The organism is Vibrio sp. R15-SG3-ISO1A (genome assembly GCF_059833955.1).
Genome location: NZ_JCBDGH010000038.1, coordinates 1 through 14,862 on the forward strand (window position 1 = coordinate 1; position 14,862 = coordinate 14,862).

15 protein-coding genes are annotated in these 14,862 nt (G+C 50.9%); 9 read left to right on the top strand and 6 right to left on the bottom strand.

The genetic code is table 11. The features are described 5' to 3' along the window. Positions 1 to 78: 78 nt before the first annotated feature. Positions 79 to 690 carry a lipoprotein insertase outer membrane protein LolB gene (gene lolB, locus AC6R0L_RS05995; RefSeq protein WP_500628595.1) on the bottom strand — a complete coding sequence of 204 codons (612 nt, stop codon included), beginning with the start codon at positions 688 to 690 and terminating at the stop codon, positions 79 to 81. 163 nt (positions 691 to 853) lie between these two features. Between lolB and hemA the strand changes: the two genes are divergently transcribed. The 8 genes from hemA (at position 854) to ybaK (ending at position 8,957) form a co-directional block, all read left to right on the top strand. Continuing rightward, positions 854 to 2,110 (top strand): glutamyl-tRNA reductase, encoded by a 1,257-nt coding sequence (gene hemA / locus AC6R0L_RS06000; RefSeq protein ID WP_500628580.1) that lies wholly within the window; start codon positions 854 to 856, stop codon positions 2,108 to 2,110. Between the two features lie 67 nt (positions 2,111 to 2,177). Beyond that, a complete protein-coding gene (prfA, locus tag AC6R0L_RS06005; RefSeq protein ID WP_500628581.1) occupies positions 2,178 to 3,266 on the top strand; it encodes a peptide chain release factor 1 in 1,089 nt (362 codons plus the stop codon). A 37-nt stretch (positions 3,267 to 3,303) separates the two neighbouring features. Next, on the top strand, positions 3,304 to 4,161 hold the full coding sequence (prmC, locus tag AC6R0L_RS06010; protein ID WP_500628582.1) for a peptide chain release factor N(5)-glutamine methyltransferase: 858 nt from the start codon (positions 3,304 to 3,306) through the stop codon (positions 4,159 to 4,161). A gap of 23 nt (positions 4,162 to 4,184) precedes the next feature. Further along, positions 4,185 to 4,568 (top strand): SirB2 family protein, encoded by a 384-nt coding sequence (locus tag AC6R0L_RS06015; protein WP_500625738.1) that lies wholly within the window; start codon positions 4,185 to 4,187, stop codon positions 4,566 to 4,568. A gap of 57 nt (positions 4,569 to 4,625) precedes the next feature. After that, complete coding sequence (locus AC6R0L_RS06020; RefSeq protein ID WP_500628583.1) at positions 4,626 to 5,435, top strand: SirB1 family protein; 810 nt, start codon at positions 4,626 to 4,628, stop codon at positions 5,433 to 5,435. 78 nt (positions 5,436 to 5,513) lie between these two features. Beyond that, entirely contained in the window at positions 5,514 to 6,365 is an 852-nt protein-coding gene (gene kdsA / locus AC6R0L_RS06025) for a 3-deoxy-8-phosphooctulonate synthase (protein ID WP_334551169.1), read from the top strand. A 379-nt stretch (positions 6,366 to 6,744) separates the two neighbouring features. Further along, positions 6,745 to 8,406 (top strand): bifunctional UDP-sugar hydrolase/5'-nucleotidase UshA, encoded by a 1,662-nt coding sequence (gene ushA, locus AC6R0L_RS06030; protein WP_334551168.1) that lies wholly within the window; start codon positions 6,745 to 6,747, stop codon positions 8,404 to 8,406. A gap of 74 nt (positions 8,407 to 8,480) precedes the next feature. Next, positions 8,481 to 8,957, top strand: a complete 477-nt coding sequence (gene ybaK / locus AC6R0L_RS06035) for a Cys-tRNA(Pro) deacylase (protein WP_334551167.1) — start codon at positions 8,481 to 8,483, stop codon at positions 8,955 to 8,957. A 7-nt stretch (positions 8,958 to 8,964) separates the two neighbouring features. Here ybaK and AC6R0L_RS06040 read toward each other — a convergent pair whose 3' ends face one another. After that, positions 8,965 to 10,215: a uracil-xanthine permease family protein gene (locus AC6R0L_RS06040; protein WP_500628584.1), complete on the bottom strand. Its 1,251-nt coding sequence runs from the start codon at positions 10,213 to 10,215 to the stop codon at positions 8,965 to 8,967. Between the two features lie 311 nt (positions 10,216 to 10,526). Here AC6R0L_RS06040 and AC6R0L_RS06045 point away from each other — a divergent pair, with 311 nt between their 5' ends. Next, positions 10,527 to 11,813 (top strand): DUF2066 domain-containing protein, encoded by a 1,287-nt coding sequence (locus tag AC6R0L_RS06045; protein ID WP_500628585.1) that lies wholly within the window; start codon positions 10,527 to 10,529, stop codon positions 11,811 to 11,813. 109 nt (positions 11,814 to 11,922) lie between these two features. Here the strand turns inward: AC6R0L_RS06045 and AC6R0L_RS06050 are convergent, their stop codons facing one another. The 4 genes from AC6R0L_RS06050 to bepA are packed head-to-tail and all read right to left on the bottom strand — an operon-like array spanning position 11,923 to position 14,791. Then, positions 11,923 to 12,363: a DUF2069 domain-containing protein gene (locus tag AC6R0L_RS06050; protein WP_500625742.1), complete on the bottom strand. Its 441-nt coding sequence runs from the start codon at positions 12,361 to 12,363 to the stop codon at positions 11,923 to 11,925. A gap of 2 nt (positions 12,364 to 12,365) precedes the next feature. After that, positions 12,366 to 12,938, bottom strand: a complete 573-nt coding sequence (wrbA, locus tag AC6R0L_RS06055; RefSeq protein ID WP_500628586.1) for an NAD(P)H:quinone oxidoreductase — start codon at positions 12,936 to 12,938, stop codon at positions 12,366 to 12,368. Next, complete coding sequence (gene arsC, locus AC6R0L_RS06060; RefSeq protein ID WP_334551161.1) at positions 12,935 to 13,279, bottom strand: arsenate reductase (glutaredoxin); 345 nt, start codon at positions 13,277 to 13,279, stop codon at positions 12,935 to 12,937. The genes wrbA and arsC overlap by 4 nt, the downstream gene beginning before the upstream one ends. A gap of 36 nt (positions 13,280 to 13,315) precedes the next feature. Next, positions 13,316 to 14,791 carry a beta-barrel assembly-enhancing protease gene (gene bepA / locus AC6R0L_RS06065; protein WP_500628587.1) on the bottom strand — a complete coding sequence of 492 codons (1,476 nt, stop codon included), beginning with the start codon at positions 14,789 to 14,791 and terminating at the stop codon, positions 13,316 to 13,318. Between the last annotated feature and the right edge of the window lie 71 nt (positions 14,792 to 14,862).

Genomic DNA, 14,862 nt, shown 5'->3' on the forward strand with positions numbered 1-14,862 from the left:
CATTGGCTCGTCGGCTTGTGATGTAGAGAAAGAGATTCAGTTTGGCCGGTGAGGGCCAAGTGGTGGTTTGGGTGATCATCAGTTCAGTGTCCAAGTCGAAATAATGATGTTGATGGTCGTGTCACCTTGGCGAAGGGCAATGCGTTGTGGTAACGGTGTGGGTAGCCCGGAGACGAGCACATCTTGATACCGTTGATATTCCAACTGCCAGGTTTGGCCGCTGACCGTTTTGGTTAAGGTAGCGAGCGTGTTGGTCGGGTTGAGTGTGTAATCGTCGGCTTGCGTAGGGCGGCCCAATAGCCAGTCATGGAGATAATCAATGGGAATCGACAGACCCGTTAAGTGTTCAATCAGAGTTTGAGCATTCGGCGCTTGAAAGGTTTGCTCATCCATGGTCTCCACCTTGGCCATGGTGGGCGTGTCTTCTAGCAGTAACACAGTTTGGCCGAGGAAGGTGGTCAGCCTCAGGCGATTCGATTCACTGGCATGGTGCCACTGGAAATTGAGCGATTGTCTTTGGTCTGGGGCGATGTAGCCCAGCTTGCCATTGGCTCGGTATTGCTCGATGGCCGCAAGCTGTTGTTGGTGAGTTTGCCACTGCACGTTGGTGGTGCTTTCCATCGTCGCACAGCCATTAAGTAACACAAGCGTCATAAGCGCAAGGATTAGGGGTCGCAAATAGAGCGTCATTGCTGATAATTTGTCCGTTTCTTCTGCTGCCATGGGCATCACTATATCATTGATATCACGAACTCATGAAAACATATCCTCAATGCCCTTTCATTAACTTGGGGCATAAAGTAAAATTCCGTCCTCATTTGTTAACTGCCTGATTCAGAGAACCTTCGAATACATGTCTTTGCTTGCTATAGGTATCAATCACAACACGGCCTCAGTGGAACTTCGTGAAAAAGTTGCCTTTGGACCGGAAAAGCTGCCTGAAGCACTCAAGCAACTGAGCAACAATGCCGCCGTCAATGGCAGCGTGATTGTCTCTACCTGTAATCGAACGGAAGTCTACTGCGATGTCAAACCCTCCGGTAAAAGCAAGCTTATTGAGTGGTTATCTCAGTTTCATCAGGTCAGCCCTGAAGAGTTAAAGCCCAGTTTATACATCCATGAAGAGCAGGCCGCTATCAAGCATCTGATGCGTGTTTCGTGCGGGTTAGACTCGCTTGTTTTGGGCGAGCCGCAAATTCTAGGTCAGGTGAAACAAGCGTATGCCGATTCGCGTGAACACCGCTCGGTGGACAGTGCGATGGAGAAGCTGTTCCAAAAAACCTTTTCCGTTGCCAAGCGCGTACGCACAGAAACGGACATCGGTGGCCAAGCGGTCTCGGTTGCCTACGCCGCTTGTACGTTGGCGAAGCACATTTTCGAATCGCTTGAAGCCTCCACCGTGCTGTTGGTGGGCGCTGGCGAGACGATTGAACTGGTTGCTAAACACCTCTCTGCCAATGGCTGTAAAAAGATGATCGTGGCTAACCGAACCCGCGAGCGGGCCTTGCCACTGGCGCGCGAGTTTGGCGCTGAGATCATCAGTTTGCCGGAAATTCCAGAGCATCTTGGTCGAGCCGACATCGTGATCAGCTCGACGGCTAGCCCGCTACCGATTATCGGCAAAGGCATGGTGGAAAGTGCCATCAAGGCAAGACGTCACCGTCCTATGTTGTTTGTTGATATCGCCGTACCGCGTGATGTTGAATCTCAGGTCGGCGATTTGAGCGATGTGTACCTTTACACCGTCGATGATTTGCAGTCGATCATAGACAGCAACATCGAGCAGCGCAAAGTGGAAGCTATTCAAGCTGAGGCGATTGTCAGCGAAGAGAGCGCGGCGTTTATGTCTTCACTGCGCTCGTTGCAGGCGGTAGATAGCATCCGCGATTATCGCCGCAGCGCGAACGCCATTCGTGAAGAGTTGTTGGCGAAAAGCTTACAAGCACTGGCAACCGGTGCCGATCCTGAAAAACTGCTCCATGAACTCAGCAACAAATTGACCAACCGATTGATTCACGCTCCGACGCGCGCCATGCAAAGTGCTGCGGAGCAGGGCGAGCCTGCAAAGCTTGCTATCATTAGACAAAGTTTAGGCCTAGACGATAACTAGCGGATTCACTTTGCCGTGCCCGTACGTTATTGATTGTGCCCACTTACCCTATCTTGAGAAATACAGTATGAAACCCTCGATTCTAACTAAGCTAGAAACACTGGTTGAACGTTACGAAGAAGTTCAACACTTACTTGGCGATCCGGATGTGATCGGTAACCAAGATAAATTCCGTGCTCTGTCGAAAGAGTACTCGCAACTTGAAGAAGTCACTCAGTGTTTCCAGGCTTACCAACAAGCTCAAGAAGACTTAGTCGCGGCGCAAGATATGGCCAATGAAGACGACGAAGAGATGCGTGAAATGGCGCAAGAAGAGATCTCAGCGGCCAAAGACGCGATTGAGCGTCTGGAAGCGGAGCTTCAGATTTTACTGCTGCCAAAAGATCCTAATGACGATCGCAACTGCTTCCTCGAGATTCGTGCGGGTGCGGGCGGTGATGAAGCGGGCATTTTTTCCGGTGACCTGTTCCGTATGTACAGCAAATTTGCTGAAAAGAAAGGCTGGCGCATCGAAGTGATGTCTGCCAGTGAAGCCGAGCATGGTGGTTATAAAGAGATGATTGCTAAAGTGAGCGGTGAAGGCGCTTATGGCATCTTGAAATTTGAGTCAGGCGGTCATCGCGTGCAGCGCGTACCGGCAACCGAGTCGCAAGGTCGTGTGCATACCTCAGCATGTACCGTCGCGGTGATGGCGGAAATTCCAGAAGCGGAGATTCCTGAAATCAAAGCGGCAGATCTGAAAATTGATACCTTCCGAGCGTCAGGTGCTGGTGGTCAGCACGTTAACACCACGGACTCGGCGATTCGTATTACTCACTTACCAACAGGCACGGTAGTCGAGTGTCAGGACGAGCGTTCTCAGCACAAAAACAAAGCGAAAGCGATGGCGGTGTTGGCGGCGCGCATCATTCAAGCGGAAGAAGCGAAACGTGCGGCTGAAGTGTCAGACACTCGTCGCAACCTGTTGGGTTCAGGGGATCGAAGCGATCGCATTCGTACCTACAACTATCCGCAAGGCCGTGTCTCTGATCACCGTATTAACCTGACCATTTACCGTTTGAACGAAGTGATGGAAGGGGATTTGGTGAGCTTGGTTGACCCAGTGATACAAGAGCACCAAGCGGATCAGTTAGCCGCATTAGCTGAAAACCATTAATGGCATTCCGTTACTACGGAATGGAGATGAGCTTGATATGACTATCACCACGGTGGAACAAGTGCTTGCGAGAGCGACGCAGCAACTTGAGCAAAGCGGCAGTGAGTCGCCAGCGCTTGATGCGGCGGTACTGCTTTGCCACGCGTTGGAGAAACCGCGTTCCTTTTTGTTCACTTGGCCAGAAAAAACACTCGACGACGCGCAGCTTGCCGCTTTAGATGCGCTATTAGTGCGTCGCTGCGCGGGAGAGCCTGTGGCGTATATTTTGGGCGAACGAGAGTTTTGGTCTCTGCCACTACTGGTCTCGCCATCGACCTTGATCCCACGGCCTGATACTGAGCGTTTAGTCGAAATTGCGCTCGATAAAGCGCCAGACATTGAAGGGCCGATTCTGGACTTGGGCACAGGAACGGGCGCCATTGCCTTGGCGCTAGCCAGTGAGTGCCCTCAGCGTAAGGTAATCGGGGTTGACCTCAAGGATGACGCACGTGACTTAGCCACTCGCAACGCAGAGCGTCTTGGCATCACCAATGCTGCGTTCTTAGCGGGTAGTTGGTTCGAACCTATTGAAGCTGGTACGCAGTTTGCTTTGATTGTTTCTAATCCTCCTTATATCGAAGAGAGTGACCCACATTTGACGCAAGGTGATGTGCGGTTTGAGCCTTTGAGTGCGCTAGTGGCTGAGGATGAAGGCCTCGCAGACATCAAATGGATCGCGAGAGCGGCGCGCGAGTATTTGCTGCCCAATGGCTGGTTGATGTTTGAGCATGGGTTTGAACAAGGTAAGGCGGTGCGAGAGATTCTGCAAGCCAATGGCTATCGCCAAATCGACACCCTCAAGGATTACGGCGGCAACGATCGAGTAACCGTAGGTTGCCACGTTGCTGACTCATAGAGATAAAAAATAGAGAAGAGAACATGTACGAAGGATTAAAGCATTTTCACCTATTGACCATTGCCATCAGCGCCACGTTGCTTTCGGTACGATTTGCACTGATGATGGCCAACTCAAAGCTACTCGAGAACAAGTTTCTCAAAGTGTTTCCTCACATTAATGACACCTTCTTGCTGTTGTCAGGTATTTATCTGATTGTCATCACGGGCTTCATCCCGTTCACACCAGCGGCCCCATGGTTAACAGAAAAGTTAACCTGCGTGCTGGCGTACATTGCCCTTGGTTTTTTCGCCTTGAAACTGGGCCGAAACAAACTGCTGCGCACGTTCTCCTTTTTTGGCGCGCTCGGGTGGTTGGCGATGGCGGGCAAAGTCGCCGTCACCAAAACGCCGATGTTTTTTGGTTAATCAACCAGAACGAGAGAAACACTAAGATAGACAACAAAACAGGTGGTTAGGCGAGATATGCTGGAGTTATTTGACGAAGATTTTGATGCAATGGAGCTGGTAGAAGGCGCTTTGGCATTGAATAAAGCCATCAATTCAGACACTCAAGTGGCGTGGGCAGAGGCAGAATTACTTCGTTTGTTGAAAGAGGCTGAGCTGGCGCTAAGCCACGAGTATGATGAGAAGCAACGTTTTGATGCGTTGTTGCGACTTTTCTACCATGAGTGGGGGTTTCGCGGCGATCAAGATGCCTACTTCGACTCTGCTAATGCCTTTGTCGATAAAGTGCTAAAGCGGCGTAAGGGGATTCCGGTGAGTTTAGGCTCGCTGCTGCTTTATCTTGGCCGTCAACTGGACTTTCCTCTTAAGGCCGTCACGTTTCCTACCCAGTTTTTGCTCAAACTGGAGTGGTTTGGTGAGCCGGCACGTTATATCAATCCTTTTAATGGCGAATACGTGTGTGAGCACACGTTGGGCGCTTGGTTGATAGGGCACAGTGGTCCGTTGGCGACACTCAAATCTGAACACCTTAAAGAAGCGGACAATCCAACCGTGATTGGTCGCTGGCTAGCATTGATTAAATCGGCGCTGCTGCGTGAAGAGCGCTACACTTTAGCGTTAAAATGTACCGACTTGGCGCTGACGTTTGTCCCGGATGACCCTTATGAGATCCGCGACCGTGGTTTTATCTATCAGCAGCTTGATTGTCATCAAATTGCACTCAATGATTATCAGTATTTTATTGACCAATGCCCTGATGACCCGGCGTCTGAACTGCTCAAGAGTCAAGTCAACGCGATGAGCGATACGCGCGTCACTTTACACTAGCGCTAGGCGGTGTTTGCCGCCAACGCACACAAACCACTGTGGTTGTTAAGCGCAGTGACTAAATAAAGAGAGAACAAAATGGAACAGAAAATCGTTCAGGTTGGCGATATCCCCGTTGCCAACGACAAGCCGTTTACCCTATTTGCGGGCATGAATGTGCTCGAGTCGCGCGATCTTGCGATGCAAATCTGTGAGCACTACGTGAAGGTTACTGACAAACTCGGCATTCCTTACGTATTTAAAGCCTCTTTTGATAAGGCCAACCGAAGCTCGGTACACTCTTACCGTGGTCCAGGTCTAGAAGAGGGCATGAAGATTTTCCAAGAACTCAAAGAGACATTTGGCGTAAAAATTATCACGGATGTCCACACTGAAGCGCAAGCTCAGCCTGTTGCCGATGTGGTTGATGTTATTCAGTTGCCTGCGTTTCTTGCGCGTCAAACCGATCTCGTGCAAGCGATGGCGAAAACGGGCGCTGTCATCAATGTCAAGAAACCGCAATTCATGAGTCCAGGTCAAGTGGGCAATATTGTCGAGAAATTTGCTGAGTGTGGCAATGAGCAGGTGATTTTGTGTGAGCGTGGCTCTTGCCATGGCTACGACAACTTGGTGGTGGATATGTTGGGCTTTGGCGTTATGAAAAAAGCCTCCAACGGTAGCCCGATTATTTTCGATGTGACCCATTCATTACAGATGCGTGACCCGTCTGGCGCGGCATCTGGTGGTCGTCGTGAGCAAACGGTCGAGCTTGCGAAAGCCGGCCTTGCAACCGGTATCGCCGGTTTGTTTATCGAGGCTCACCCTGATCCAGATAAGGCGCGTTGCGACGGTCCTTCTGCACTGCCGCTAGATAAACTGGAGCCTTTCTTGGCGCAAATGAAAGCCCTTGATGATTTGATTAAGGGGTTTGCGCCGATCGATATTAAATAGTCTGTCGCGAAAAACATCGATTAAGCCAGCATTTGCTGGCTTTTTTCGTTTATTGGCGGTGAACGTTGGACAATGGGTGAAAAACTGTTGGTTAAACGCTCTCTGTCGCAAAATCAAGCTTGGGAGACCATCAATAAGCTAAACGTTTGCCTGTGATCGCTTGATGCGGTCAATGAAAACTCTGTGGTTTGTTTCATCCTTTCAAGCGAAATAAAGTGATCTAGACATCATAAATATGAAAACAGACTGTTGCGCAAAAACCCTTAATTTAAACTAGTTCAAGTTTTACTGTTCTCAGAGCCGTTTTTTGACTCCGTTTAACTCGTTGAGAGCACAGTAATTTCGGCAGTGGAAACCCCCAAGTTCAAAAGGTATGACAATGAAGCAACGCCTGATCGTAAAAAGCGCTATAAGCGCAGCAATTCTGGCAACTCTGGCTGGCTGTGCCACCGCACCGCAGCACGAGTGGGAAGCAGACACAACGTACAAGCTCACCGTCCTTCACACCAATGACCATCACGGTCGTTTTTGGCAGAACAAATACGGCGAGTATGGGATGGCCGCGCGTAAAACTCTGATCGATGAGTTGCGTGCCGATATCACCGCACAAGGCGGCAGTGTGTTGCTGTTGTCTGGTGGTGACATCAACACTGGCGTGCCAGAATCTGACTTGCAAGACGCGGAGCCCGATTTCAAAGGCATGAGCAAAATCGGCTATGATGCGATGGCGCTCGGTAACCACGAGTTTGATAACCCACTTGAGGTGTTGTTCAAGCAAAAAGAGTGGGCCAACTTCCCGATGCTGTCCGCTAACATCTACGACAAAGCAACGGGCGAGCGTATGTTCCAGGCATACCAGATGTTCAATAAGCAAGGTATTAAGATTGCCGTCATCGGTTTAACTACCGAAGATACGGCGAAAATCGGTAACCCAGAGTTTATTGGTGGCATCGATTTCCGCGACCCGAAAGAAGAAGCGAAGAAGCTGATCGCTGAGCTACAAGAAACGGAAAAGCCAGATCTGATTTTCGCTGTGACTCACATGGGCCACTACGAAGATGGTAAGCGTGGCGTGAACGCACCGGGTGATGTGGCTCTGGCTCGTTACCTAGATGAAGGTTCTCTGGATATGATTGTAGGTGGTCACTCCCAGGAACCAGTCTGTATGGAAGCGCCAAATGTCGTGAAGAAAAACTTCGCGCCATCCGATGAGTGTAAACCGGACATGCAAAACGGCACTTACATCGTCCAGGCGCACGAATGGGGCAAATACGTCGGTCGCGCGGACTATGAGTTCCGTAACGGTGAACTGCAGATGGTCAGCTACGACCTGATTCCGGTCAACTTGAAGAAAAAAGTCAAAGTGGATGGCGAATCAAAACGCGTCTTTATCGAAGACGAGATTGCCGAAGACAGCGAACTGCTCGAGTTTTTGCGTCCTTACCAAGAGCAAGGTCAAGCTCAGTTGAATGTGAAGATCGCAGAGACCAATGGCAAGCTGGAAGGGGATCGCAATGTGGTTCGTTTCCAACAGACCAACTTAGGCCGTTTGATCGCGACCTCGCACATGCAACGCGCCAAAGCGGATTTTGCTGTGATGAACTCAGGTGGCGTGCGTGACTCGATTGAAGGCGGTGACGTGACTTACAAAGACGTGCTAACGGTTCAGCCGTTTGCCAACATTTTGACCTACACCGATATGTCTGGCCAAGAAGTGTTGGATTACCTCAACGTTGTAGCGACCAAGCCAGTGGACTCTGGCGCTTACGCTCAGTTTGCTGGCATTTCAATGACGGTGGAAAACGGTGAAGTGTCAAACGTGTTTATCGGTGGTAAACAGCTGCGTCTTGACGGCACTTACCGCTTCACCGTACCAAGCTACAATGCTGCAGGGGGCGATGGCTATCCTAAGCTGACGGACCACCCAGGTCACGTCAACACGGGCTTCGTTGATGCAGAAGTGCTCAAAGACTACCTAGAGGCGAACAGCCCAGTAGATGTAAACCAATACGCACCAGCAGGTGAGATGGTCTACAAGTAATTGACCTAACAAGCTAAATCTTATTAACTGAATGCGCAGCCTAGAGCTGCGCTTTTTTTATTCTCGGAGTGTGTATGACCCCAGCCATCAATCTTGCTAAAAAACACAAAATTCCTCATCAAATACACCAGTATCAGCACGACGCGCGTGCCGAGAGTTACGGGCTCGAAGCCGCACAAGCATTAGGGCAAGATCCCAATAGCGTGTTTAAAACTCTACTGTTTTCACTCAATGGTGAGGCGAAAAACCTCGCTGTCGCTGTGATACCTGTTAACCAAAAACTCAATTTGAAGCAGGCGGCAAAAGCGGCAAAGGCTAAAAAAGCAGAGATGGCCGATCCGGCTATTGCGCAAACAGTGACAGGGTATATTGTGGGCGGAATCAGCCCGCTCGGGCAAAAGAAGCGATTGGCGACGTTTATCCATCAAAGTGCGTTGGAGCGTGAAACGATCTGTGTCAGTGCTGGTAAGCGAGGGTTGGAAATCGAATTGGCGGCGCAAGATTTGGCAAAGCTGACCCAGGGCCAGTTTGCCAATCTTTGTGAAGGCTGAGCGTGGATTAGCGCGCTTCTTCCTCTTCCATTTGTGCGTTGTCGACGACGTGGTTTTCACCCAGGTCTTTTGGAAGAACCAGATTTAGCACAATCGCGACGATACCACACAGGCTCACGCCTTGGAGACTGAACTCACCGATGCCAAACGCCATACCACCAATACCAAAGACTAAGGTAATGGCAACGATGACAAGGTTACGAGATTTGTGCAAATCGACGTGATTTTTGATTAAGGTGTTCAATCCTACGGTCGCAATTGAGCCAAACAATAGAATCATGATACCGCCCATCACTGGCATAGGGATGGTTTGCAGCGCAGCGCCAAGCTTGCCGACCAACGCAAGGACAATAGCCGTCACTGCAGCGTAGGTCATGATCACAGGATTGAAGGCTTTGGTCAGCATAACCGCACCTGTCACCTCAGAGTAGGTGGTGTTGGGTGGCGCACCAAACAGTGATGCCGCCATCGTCGCGACCCCGTCCCCTGCAATCGTGCGATGAAGGCCGGGCTTTTTCAGGTAATCTTTTCCGGTGACGTTTGAAATGGCCAGCATGTCCCCAACGTGCTCCACCGCTGGCGCGATGGCAACGGGAATCATAAATAGAATGGCGTTAATGTTAAATTCAGGCGCCGTGAAGTTTGGTAGCGCAAACCAGGCCGCTTCTTTGACCGGCGTGAAATCGACAATGCCGTAGCCCAAGCTCAGGCAGTATCCCACCACAATGCCCCCCAAAATAGGGGTGAGCTTGAGGAAGCCTTTGGCAAAGACACTCAGTAGAATCGTGGTGAGCAGTGAAACAGAAGAGATCACTAGCGCCGCTTGTCCATCAATCAGTTGCGTGCCATCGCCCCCTTTACCCAGTGCCATATTGACGGCGACGGGCGCCAATCCAAGACCAATCACCATAATGACCGGCCCAACCACAACGGGAGGCAGCAATTTATGGATAATCTCAACCCCACGAAGTTTGATTAGACCACCCAGTGCGACATACACCGAGCCAGCGGCCATCAAACCACCCATAGTGGCTGGTACACCCCAGGTTTGTACTCCGTAAAGGATAGGGGCGATAAAAGCGAAGGAGGAGGCGAGGAAGATGGGAACAGAGCGGCGAGTCATTAATTGAAAGAGTAAGGTACCAAGGCCAGCACCGAAGAGGGCTACGCTAGGGTCGAGTCCCGTCAGCAGCGGGACGAGAACCAGGGCCCCAAACGCAACAAACAGCATTTGTGCGCCTTGAATGGCATTTTTCATGTCGTCATTCCTTTGTAAAGCGGATAGTTTCGGTCTAGTACATAGCGATAGAGCATGGGTACTAAAAATAAAATCGCGAGATTTTAACATTAAAGCAAACGATTGCAATCTGAGCTTGATCAAATATTGCTCGTTTGAATAGGCAGGTGAGCTGCGCTTACTCCGTTCGTTGTTATTTCACTCCGAGCGTTGCTATGAGGAGAGTGTTAGCCATATCGCGCTTGCTGCTGCCAACCGACCGGGAAAGTTGCCCCGCAGCGGATAGTTGCTTATCATCGCTGTTTGTGAATTCGATTAGATGTAGGAAATGTATGCGCCGTTTAGCTTTACTCGCGCTCGGACTGATGGGTTTGCCAGCGATGGCCTTGACCAATGTGGATCTTTACCGAGCTGAAATCGTCATCGATCAAAGCGAGAATAACGCCGATACCCGAGCTCGCGAAGCTGGGATGAAGCAAGTCATCATTCGCGCGTCTGGCGATCCGCAAGCTGCGGATAACGAAGTCGTCAAGAAGGCCCTATCTCAGAGCGCTCAGTACGTTTCTCAACTCGGCTACGGCAAAATCGGTGAGGAGACCTCACTGCGTATGTCGTTTAGCGGCCCTCATATTCGCTCTCTACTCAGTCAAGCGCAATTGCCGCTTTGGCCAGCAACACGTGCGAACGTTTTAGTCTGGATGGTGGAAGAGACGCCCTACGATCGCACCATCATCTGGGAGCACTCTCGCTCTGAGACACTGGTCAACTTGCAGCAGCAAGCGCGAGAGCGAGGCTTGCCCGTGACCGTACCGGTTGGCGATTTTGATGACGTTACCGGAGTGGCTGTCTCAGACTTGTGGGGCGGCTTTATTCAGCCAGTGGGTCAAGCGAGTCAGCGCTACCCGGTTGATGCCGTCCTAGTGGTGAAAGTGCAAGGCGAATCATTACGTTGGACGTTATACGATCAAAAGCCGGCAACTATAGGGGTGACTCGTCAAGCACCGATCAGCGGCGCCAATAATGGTGCAGATGCGGCGAATAAAATGATCAACCAAATCAGCGATTACTACGCGAAAAAGAGTGCGGTGCTGGTGGCGAGTGAGTCTTCTGAGTCCGTGAAAGCACGCTTTATTGAACTCAATGATGCTATGGGCTTTTTCCAACTTGAGAATAAACTCAAGGCACTGAGCTCAGTCGCCTCGTTAGACATCATCAAAATTCAAGGCAATCAGGTGACGTTTGATGTCCACTTGCTTGCCAGTGTTGAAGAGTTTGAGCAGCAGGTCTCTGCACTCGAAGTGACGCAACTGGAGACCCAGTTTATTCAAACTGAACCCGAGGTAGGGGAGCTCACGCCAACGTTGCCAGCGCAAGTCAGCGATGAGCTCAATCAGTCTAGCGATACGATGACGGCCGATTCAACTCTGGTGGAGACAGAGAGCTCGCTGGCTGCTTCAGCCCCGCTTATTCAGACTGAAACGGTGCTGCTTTTCCAGTGGCAAGGTAAACCGTATCAACCTGAGCCGCTACTGATTCAGCCAGACAGTGACGTCTCTGCCAACGAAGCAGTGGCAGAGACTGAAGGTGTGGAGATGGAACCTATTGAGGTAGTAGAGTAAACCACATCAAGATTTGAGATGAGAAAGGGGCTGGATGATCCGCCCCTTTTGTCGTTTTTACCCGGAGTATAAGGGTGAGTTGGCTAGATGGGTGACCATCAGCGTGACCTTATCCCTCAGACTTATCTTCAGCGCCGAACTTAGCACGCTCTTCTTTTTCCACTTTGGACAATCTTTTTAGTTTCATGCCCAACTCTTGTCCCCGTGCTCGTGCATAAAGGATGTTCCCAGCAAACGCGAGACTGGTGAGTAGCAGTTCAACCAGTGCTAAATAACGTTCGCCGTCGTCAATCCAAAGGATGGTCAAAGCGTGTAGGAAGTAGAGCATTAAAACAAAGTTTGCCCATGCGTGTGTATACGGTTTGCCGGCCAAGATCCCTGGCATAGGCAGCAGCAGTGGGATAGCCCAAGCAATCGCGAGTGTGGTGCTGTTGAGGTGAGGGTGAGGCGATAACGATAATTGCCACAGTCCAATCCAAGCGAGCAGCGCCAGATTGCCAAGCAGCGCCATGAAACGGTATCGTTTTGTGGTCGCTTGCATCTCTTGCATGGTTAGAGTTCCTTTAATTGACGTGCGCAGCGGGCCAGACGTTTGCCGACTTGCTGAGCTAATGCTATTTCGTCTTGCGACAAGGTGCGTGGTTGATGTGTCGTGACCGCACTGGCGCCATAAGGCGTGCCTCCAGAGCGTGTGGCATGCAGAGCTGGCTCAGAATAAGGAATCCCCAAAATCAACATCCCGTGGTGCAGTAGCGGTAACATCATAGACTGCAATGTGGTTTCTTGGCCGCCGTGCATGGATGAGGATGCCGTGAAGACACAAGCGGGTTTATCAATCAGATCGCCCGCTAGCCATAATGGTGTCGTCTTATCCCAAAAGTGCTTTAACGCTCCAGCCATATTGCCAAACCATACAGGGCTGCCCATCGCCAGCCCCGCGCAGTTTTTCAACTCGTCCAGCTTAATAATGGGATCGAGGGGATCATCGCCGCTCTCTATTTCGTTGACGGTGCGAAGCAACGCTTCACAACCGTCAATCGACTCAATGCCTCGCGCAATCTGCTGTGCGAGAGAGCGGGTTGCACCGTGCCGACTGTAGTAGAGGACAATCAGGCGGCAGCTCATAGTAGCTCAAGCACTTGCTCTGGTGGTCGGCCATGTTTGGCATGACCGTTGTTGACAACAATAGGTCGCTCAATCAACTTCGGATGTTCCGCCATTGCGCGAAACAGGGCTTCATCGTCGGCATCGGCCAGTTGTAGCTCTTTGTAAATCTCTTCTTTGGTGCGCATCATGTCACGAACTTCAGAGAAGCCGAGTTGGCTAAAGAGCGTCTTGAGTTCATCGACACTTGGGGTTTGCTCAAGATATTTGACGATGTGTGGCTCAACACCGTTTTCTTCCAATAGCGCCAGTGTTTGACGGCTTTTTGAGCAGCGAGGGTTGTGATAAATCACGACAGACATAGTCTTTCTCCATTATTGTTATCGTTAGATCTTCTGTTATTGCAGCGCCATAAAGCGATCACGCTGAATCATAAGTTGGTCAATGCGTGCATCGTATCTCGCCTGTTTTAGGCTGCCAAGGTCAGCGAGTTGGCTGGCTTGGGTGTAGTACTGAATCGCTTTGTTCCAGTTGGCTTTCAGCGCCAAAATCTCCGCACGCGCGGCCAAATCTTCGTCACTGTAACCTAAATGAATGCTGGCTTCCGAGAGCAAGTGCCATCCGTTGACATCATTTGGGTTGTCGTGGGTATAGCGCTGCAAGACTTTGGACGCGTCTTGATTCTTATCCATTTGCATCAAGACGTTGGCGTAGTTGATGGTCAGGACGGGGTTGTTTGGCGTTGCTTTCAGAGCTTGCTCTAACAGCGTTTTGGCTTTCTCGGGTGTTTTTTGCGCGATATAGAGATCGCTCATCGCATCGAGATAAAAATGATTGTTCGGCTGCTGCTTGTACAGTTCATGCAGGGTTTTGCTCGCTTCGTCGAGTTGGTTGTTGTCCATTTGTACTAGGGCTCGACCGTATTGGAATGCGCGTTTAATCTCGGGCTCTGCTTTTGCTTCAGTGCGCTCAAACCAATCGAGTGCCGCTTTCGAACTGATACCCGCATAGCGGGCGACGATACGCGCACGCGCTAAATGATAATCGAGTGACGAATCGACCCGTCTTGCCGGATAGTTTTGCGCACGAGCTCGGCTATCGGTGATGCGATCTTCAGGTAAAGGGTGAGTGAGCAGCATTGGCGGTGGCGTACTCGCGTAACGGTACTCATCCGCTAAGCGACTGAAAAAGCGTGGCATGGCGTTGACGTCAAATCCCGCTTTCGCCAGGGTGGCGATGCCAAAGCGATCCGCTTCTTTTTCGTTCGAACGCGTGTAGTTGATTTGGCCCTGCATGCTGCCTGCCGTTGTGGCCGTAATGGCCGCAATTCCCGCTTCTGGCGCCGCAATCGCGAGTAGAAGAGCTCCCGCGAGAGCCGCCATGGTGGCAGGTGAACGTCTGGCTTGATCTTCCATACTGCGCGCTAAGTGACGCTGCGTGACGTGGGCGATTTCGTGCGCCACGACGGAGGCGAGTTCACTTTCACTCTGTGCATGCAAAAATAATCCGCTGTGTAACGCGACATAACCACCGAAGAAGGCAAAGGCGTTGATGTTGCGGTCGCGGATCATAAAAAAGGTGAAGGGGGTTTTCACATCGTCCGCATTCGCCACCAATCGATGGCCTAAAGCGTCGATATATTCATTGAGGACTGGGTCATTGACGATCGGCTGTCCGTTTCTCAACATGCGCATGTAGGCGTCGCCGTATTGCATCTCTTGTGCAATCGTCAAGGTGCCGCTGGCGGCGGTACCAATGTCGGGCAAGTCTAGTGTGTTGGCATACACCGGTGTAACAGGGCCGAAGCTGGCGGTAGATGTCCCTAAAACAGTCGCTACACACAAGCAAACGATAGAACGCGTACGTTTAAGCATAAATTTCCTGAAATGCTCCGTGGATATTGTCTCGACAGCAAGCTGAGCTGCACTTACTGCTTGGACACCGA

Bases quoted from the DNA above. Each gene is read 5' to 3' on its own strand.
- lolB (WP_500628595.1), bottom strand. From the start codon at position 690: ATGACGCTCTATTTGCGACCCCTAATCCTTGCGCTTATGACGCTTGTG.
- hemA (WP_500628580.1), top strand. From the start codon at position 854: ATGTCTTTGCTTGCTATAGGTATCAATCACAACACGGCCTCAGTGGAA.
- prfA (WP_500628581.1), top strand. From the start codon at position 2,178: ATGAAACCCTCGATTCTAACTAAGCTAGAAACACTGGTTGAACGTTAC.
- prmC (WP_500628582.1), top strand. From the start codon at position 3,304: ATGACTATCACCACGGTGGAACAAGTGCTTGCGAGAGCGACGCAGCAA.
- AC6R0L_RS06015 (WP_500625738.1), top strand. From the start codon at position 4,185: ATGTACGAAGGATTAAAGCATTTTCACCTATTGACCATTGCCATCAGC.
- AC6R0L_RS06020 (WP_500628583.1), top strand. From the start codon at position 4,626: ATGCTGGAGTTATTTGACGAAGATTTTGATGCAATGGAGCTGGTAGAA.
- kdsA (WP_334551169.1), top strand. From the start codon at position 5,514: ATGGAACAGAAAATCGTTCAGGTTGGCGATATCCCCGTTGCCAACGAC.
- ushA (WP_334551168.1), top strand. From the start codon at position 6,745: ATGAAGCAACGCCTGATCGTAAAAAGCGCTATAAGCGCAGCAATTCTG.
- ybaK (WP_334551167.1), top strand. From the start codon at position 8,481: ATGACCCCAGCCATCAATCTTGCTAAAAAACACAAAATTCCTCATCAA.
- AC6R0L_RS06040 (WP_500628584.1), bottom strand. From the start codon at position 10,215: ATGAAAAATGCCATTCAAGGCGCACAAATGCTGTTTGTTGCGTTTGGG.
- AC6R0L_RS06045 (WP_500628585.1), top strand. From the start codon at position 10,527: ATGCGCCGTTTAGCTTTACTCGCGCTCGGACTGATGGGTTTGCCAGCG.
- AC6R0L_RS06050 (WP_500625742.1), bottom strand. From the start codon at position 12,363: ATGCAAGAGATGCAAGCGACCACAAAACGATACCGTTTCATGGCGCTG.
- wrbA (WP_500628586.1), bottom strand. From the start codon at position 12,938: ATGAGCTGCCGCCTGATTGTCCTCTACTACAGTCGGCACGGTGCAACC.
- arsC (WP_334551161.1), bottom strand. From the start codon at position 13,279: ATGTCTGTCGTGATTTATCACAACCCTCGCTGCTCAAAAAGCCGTCAA.
- bepA (WP_500628587.1), bottom strand. From the start codon at position 14,791: ATGCTTAAACGTACGCGTTCTATCGTTTGCTTGTGTGTAGCGACTGTT.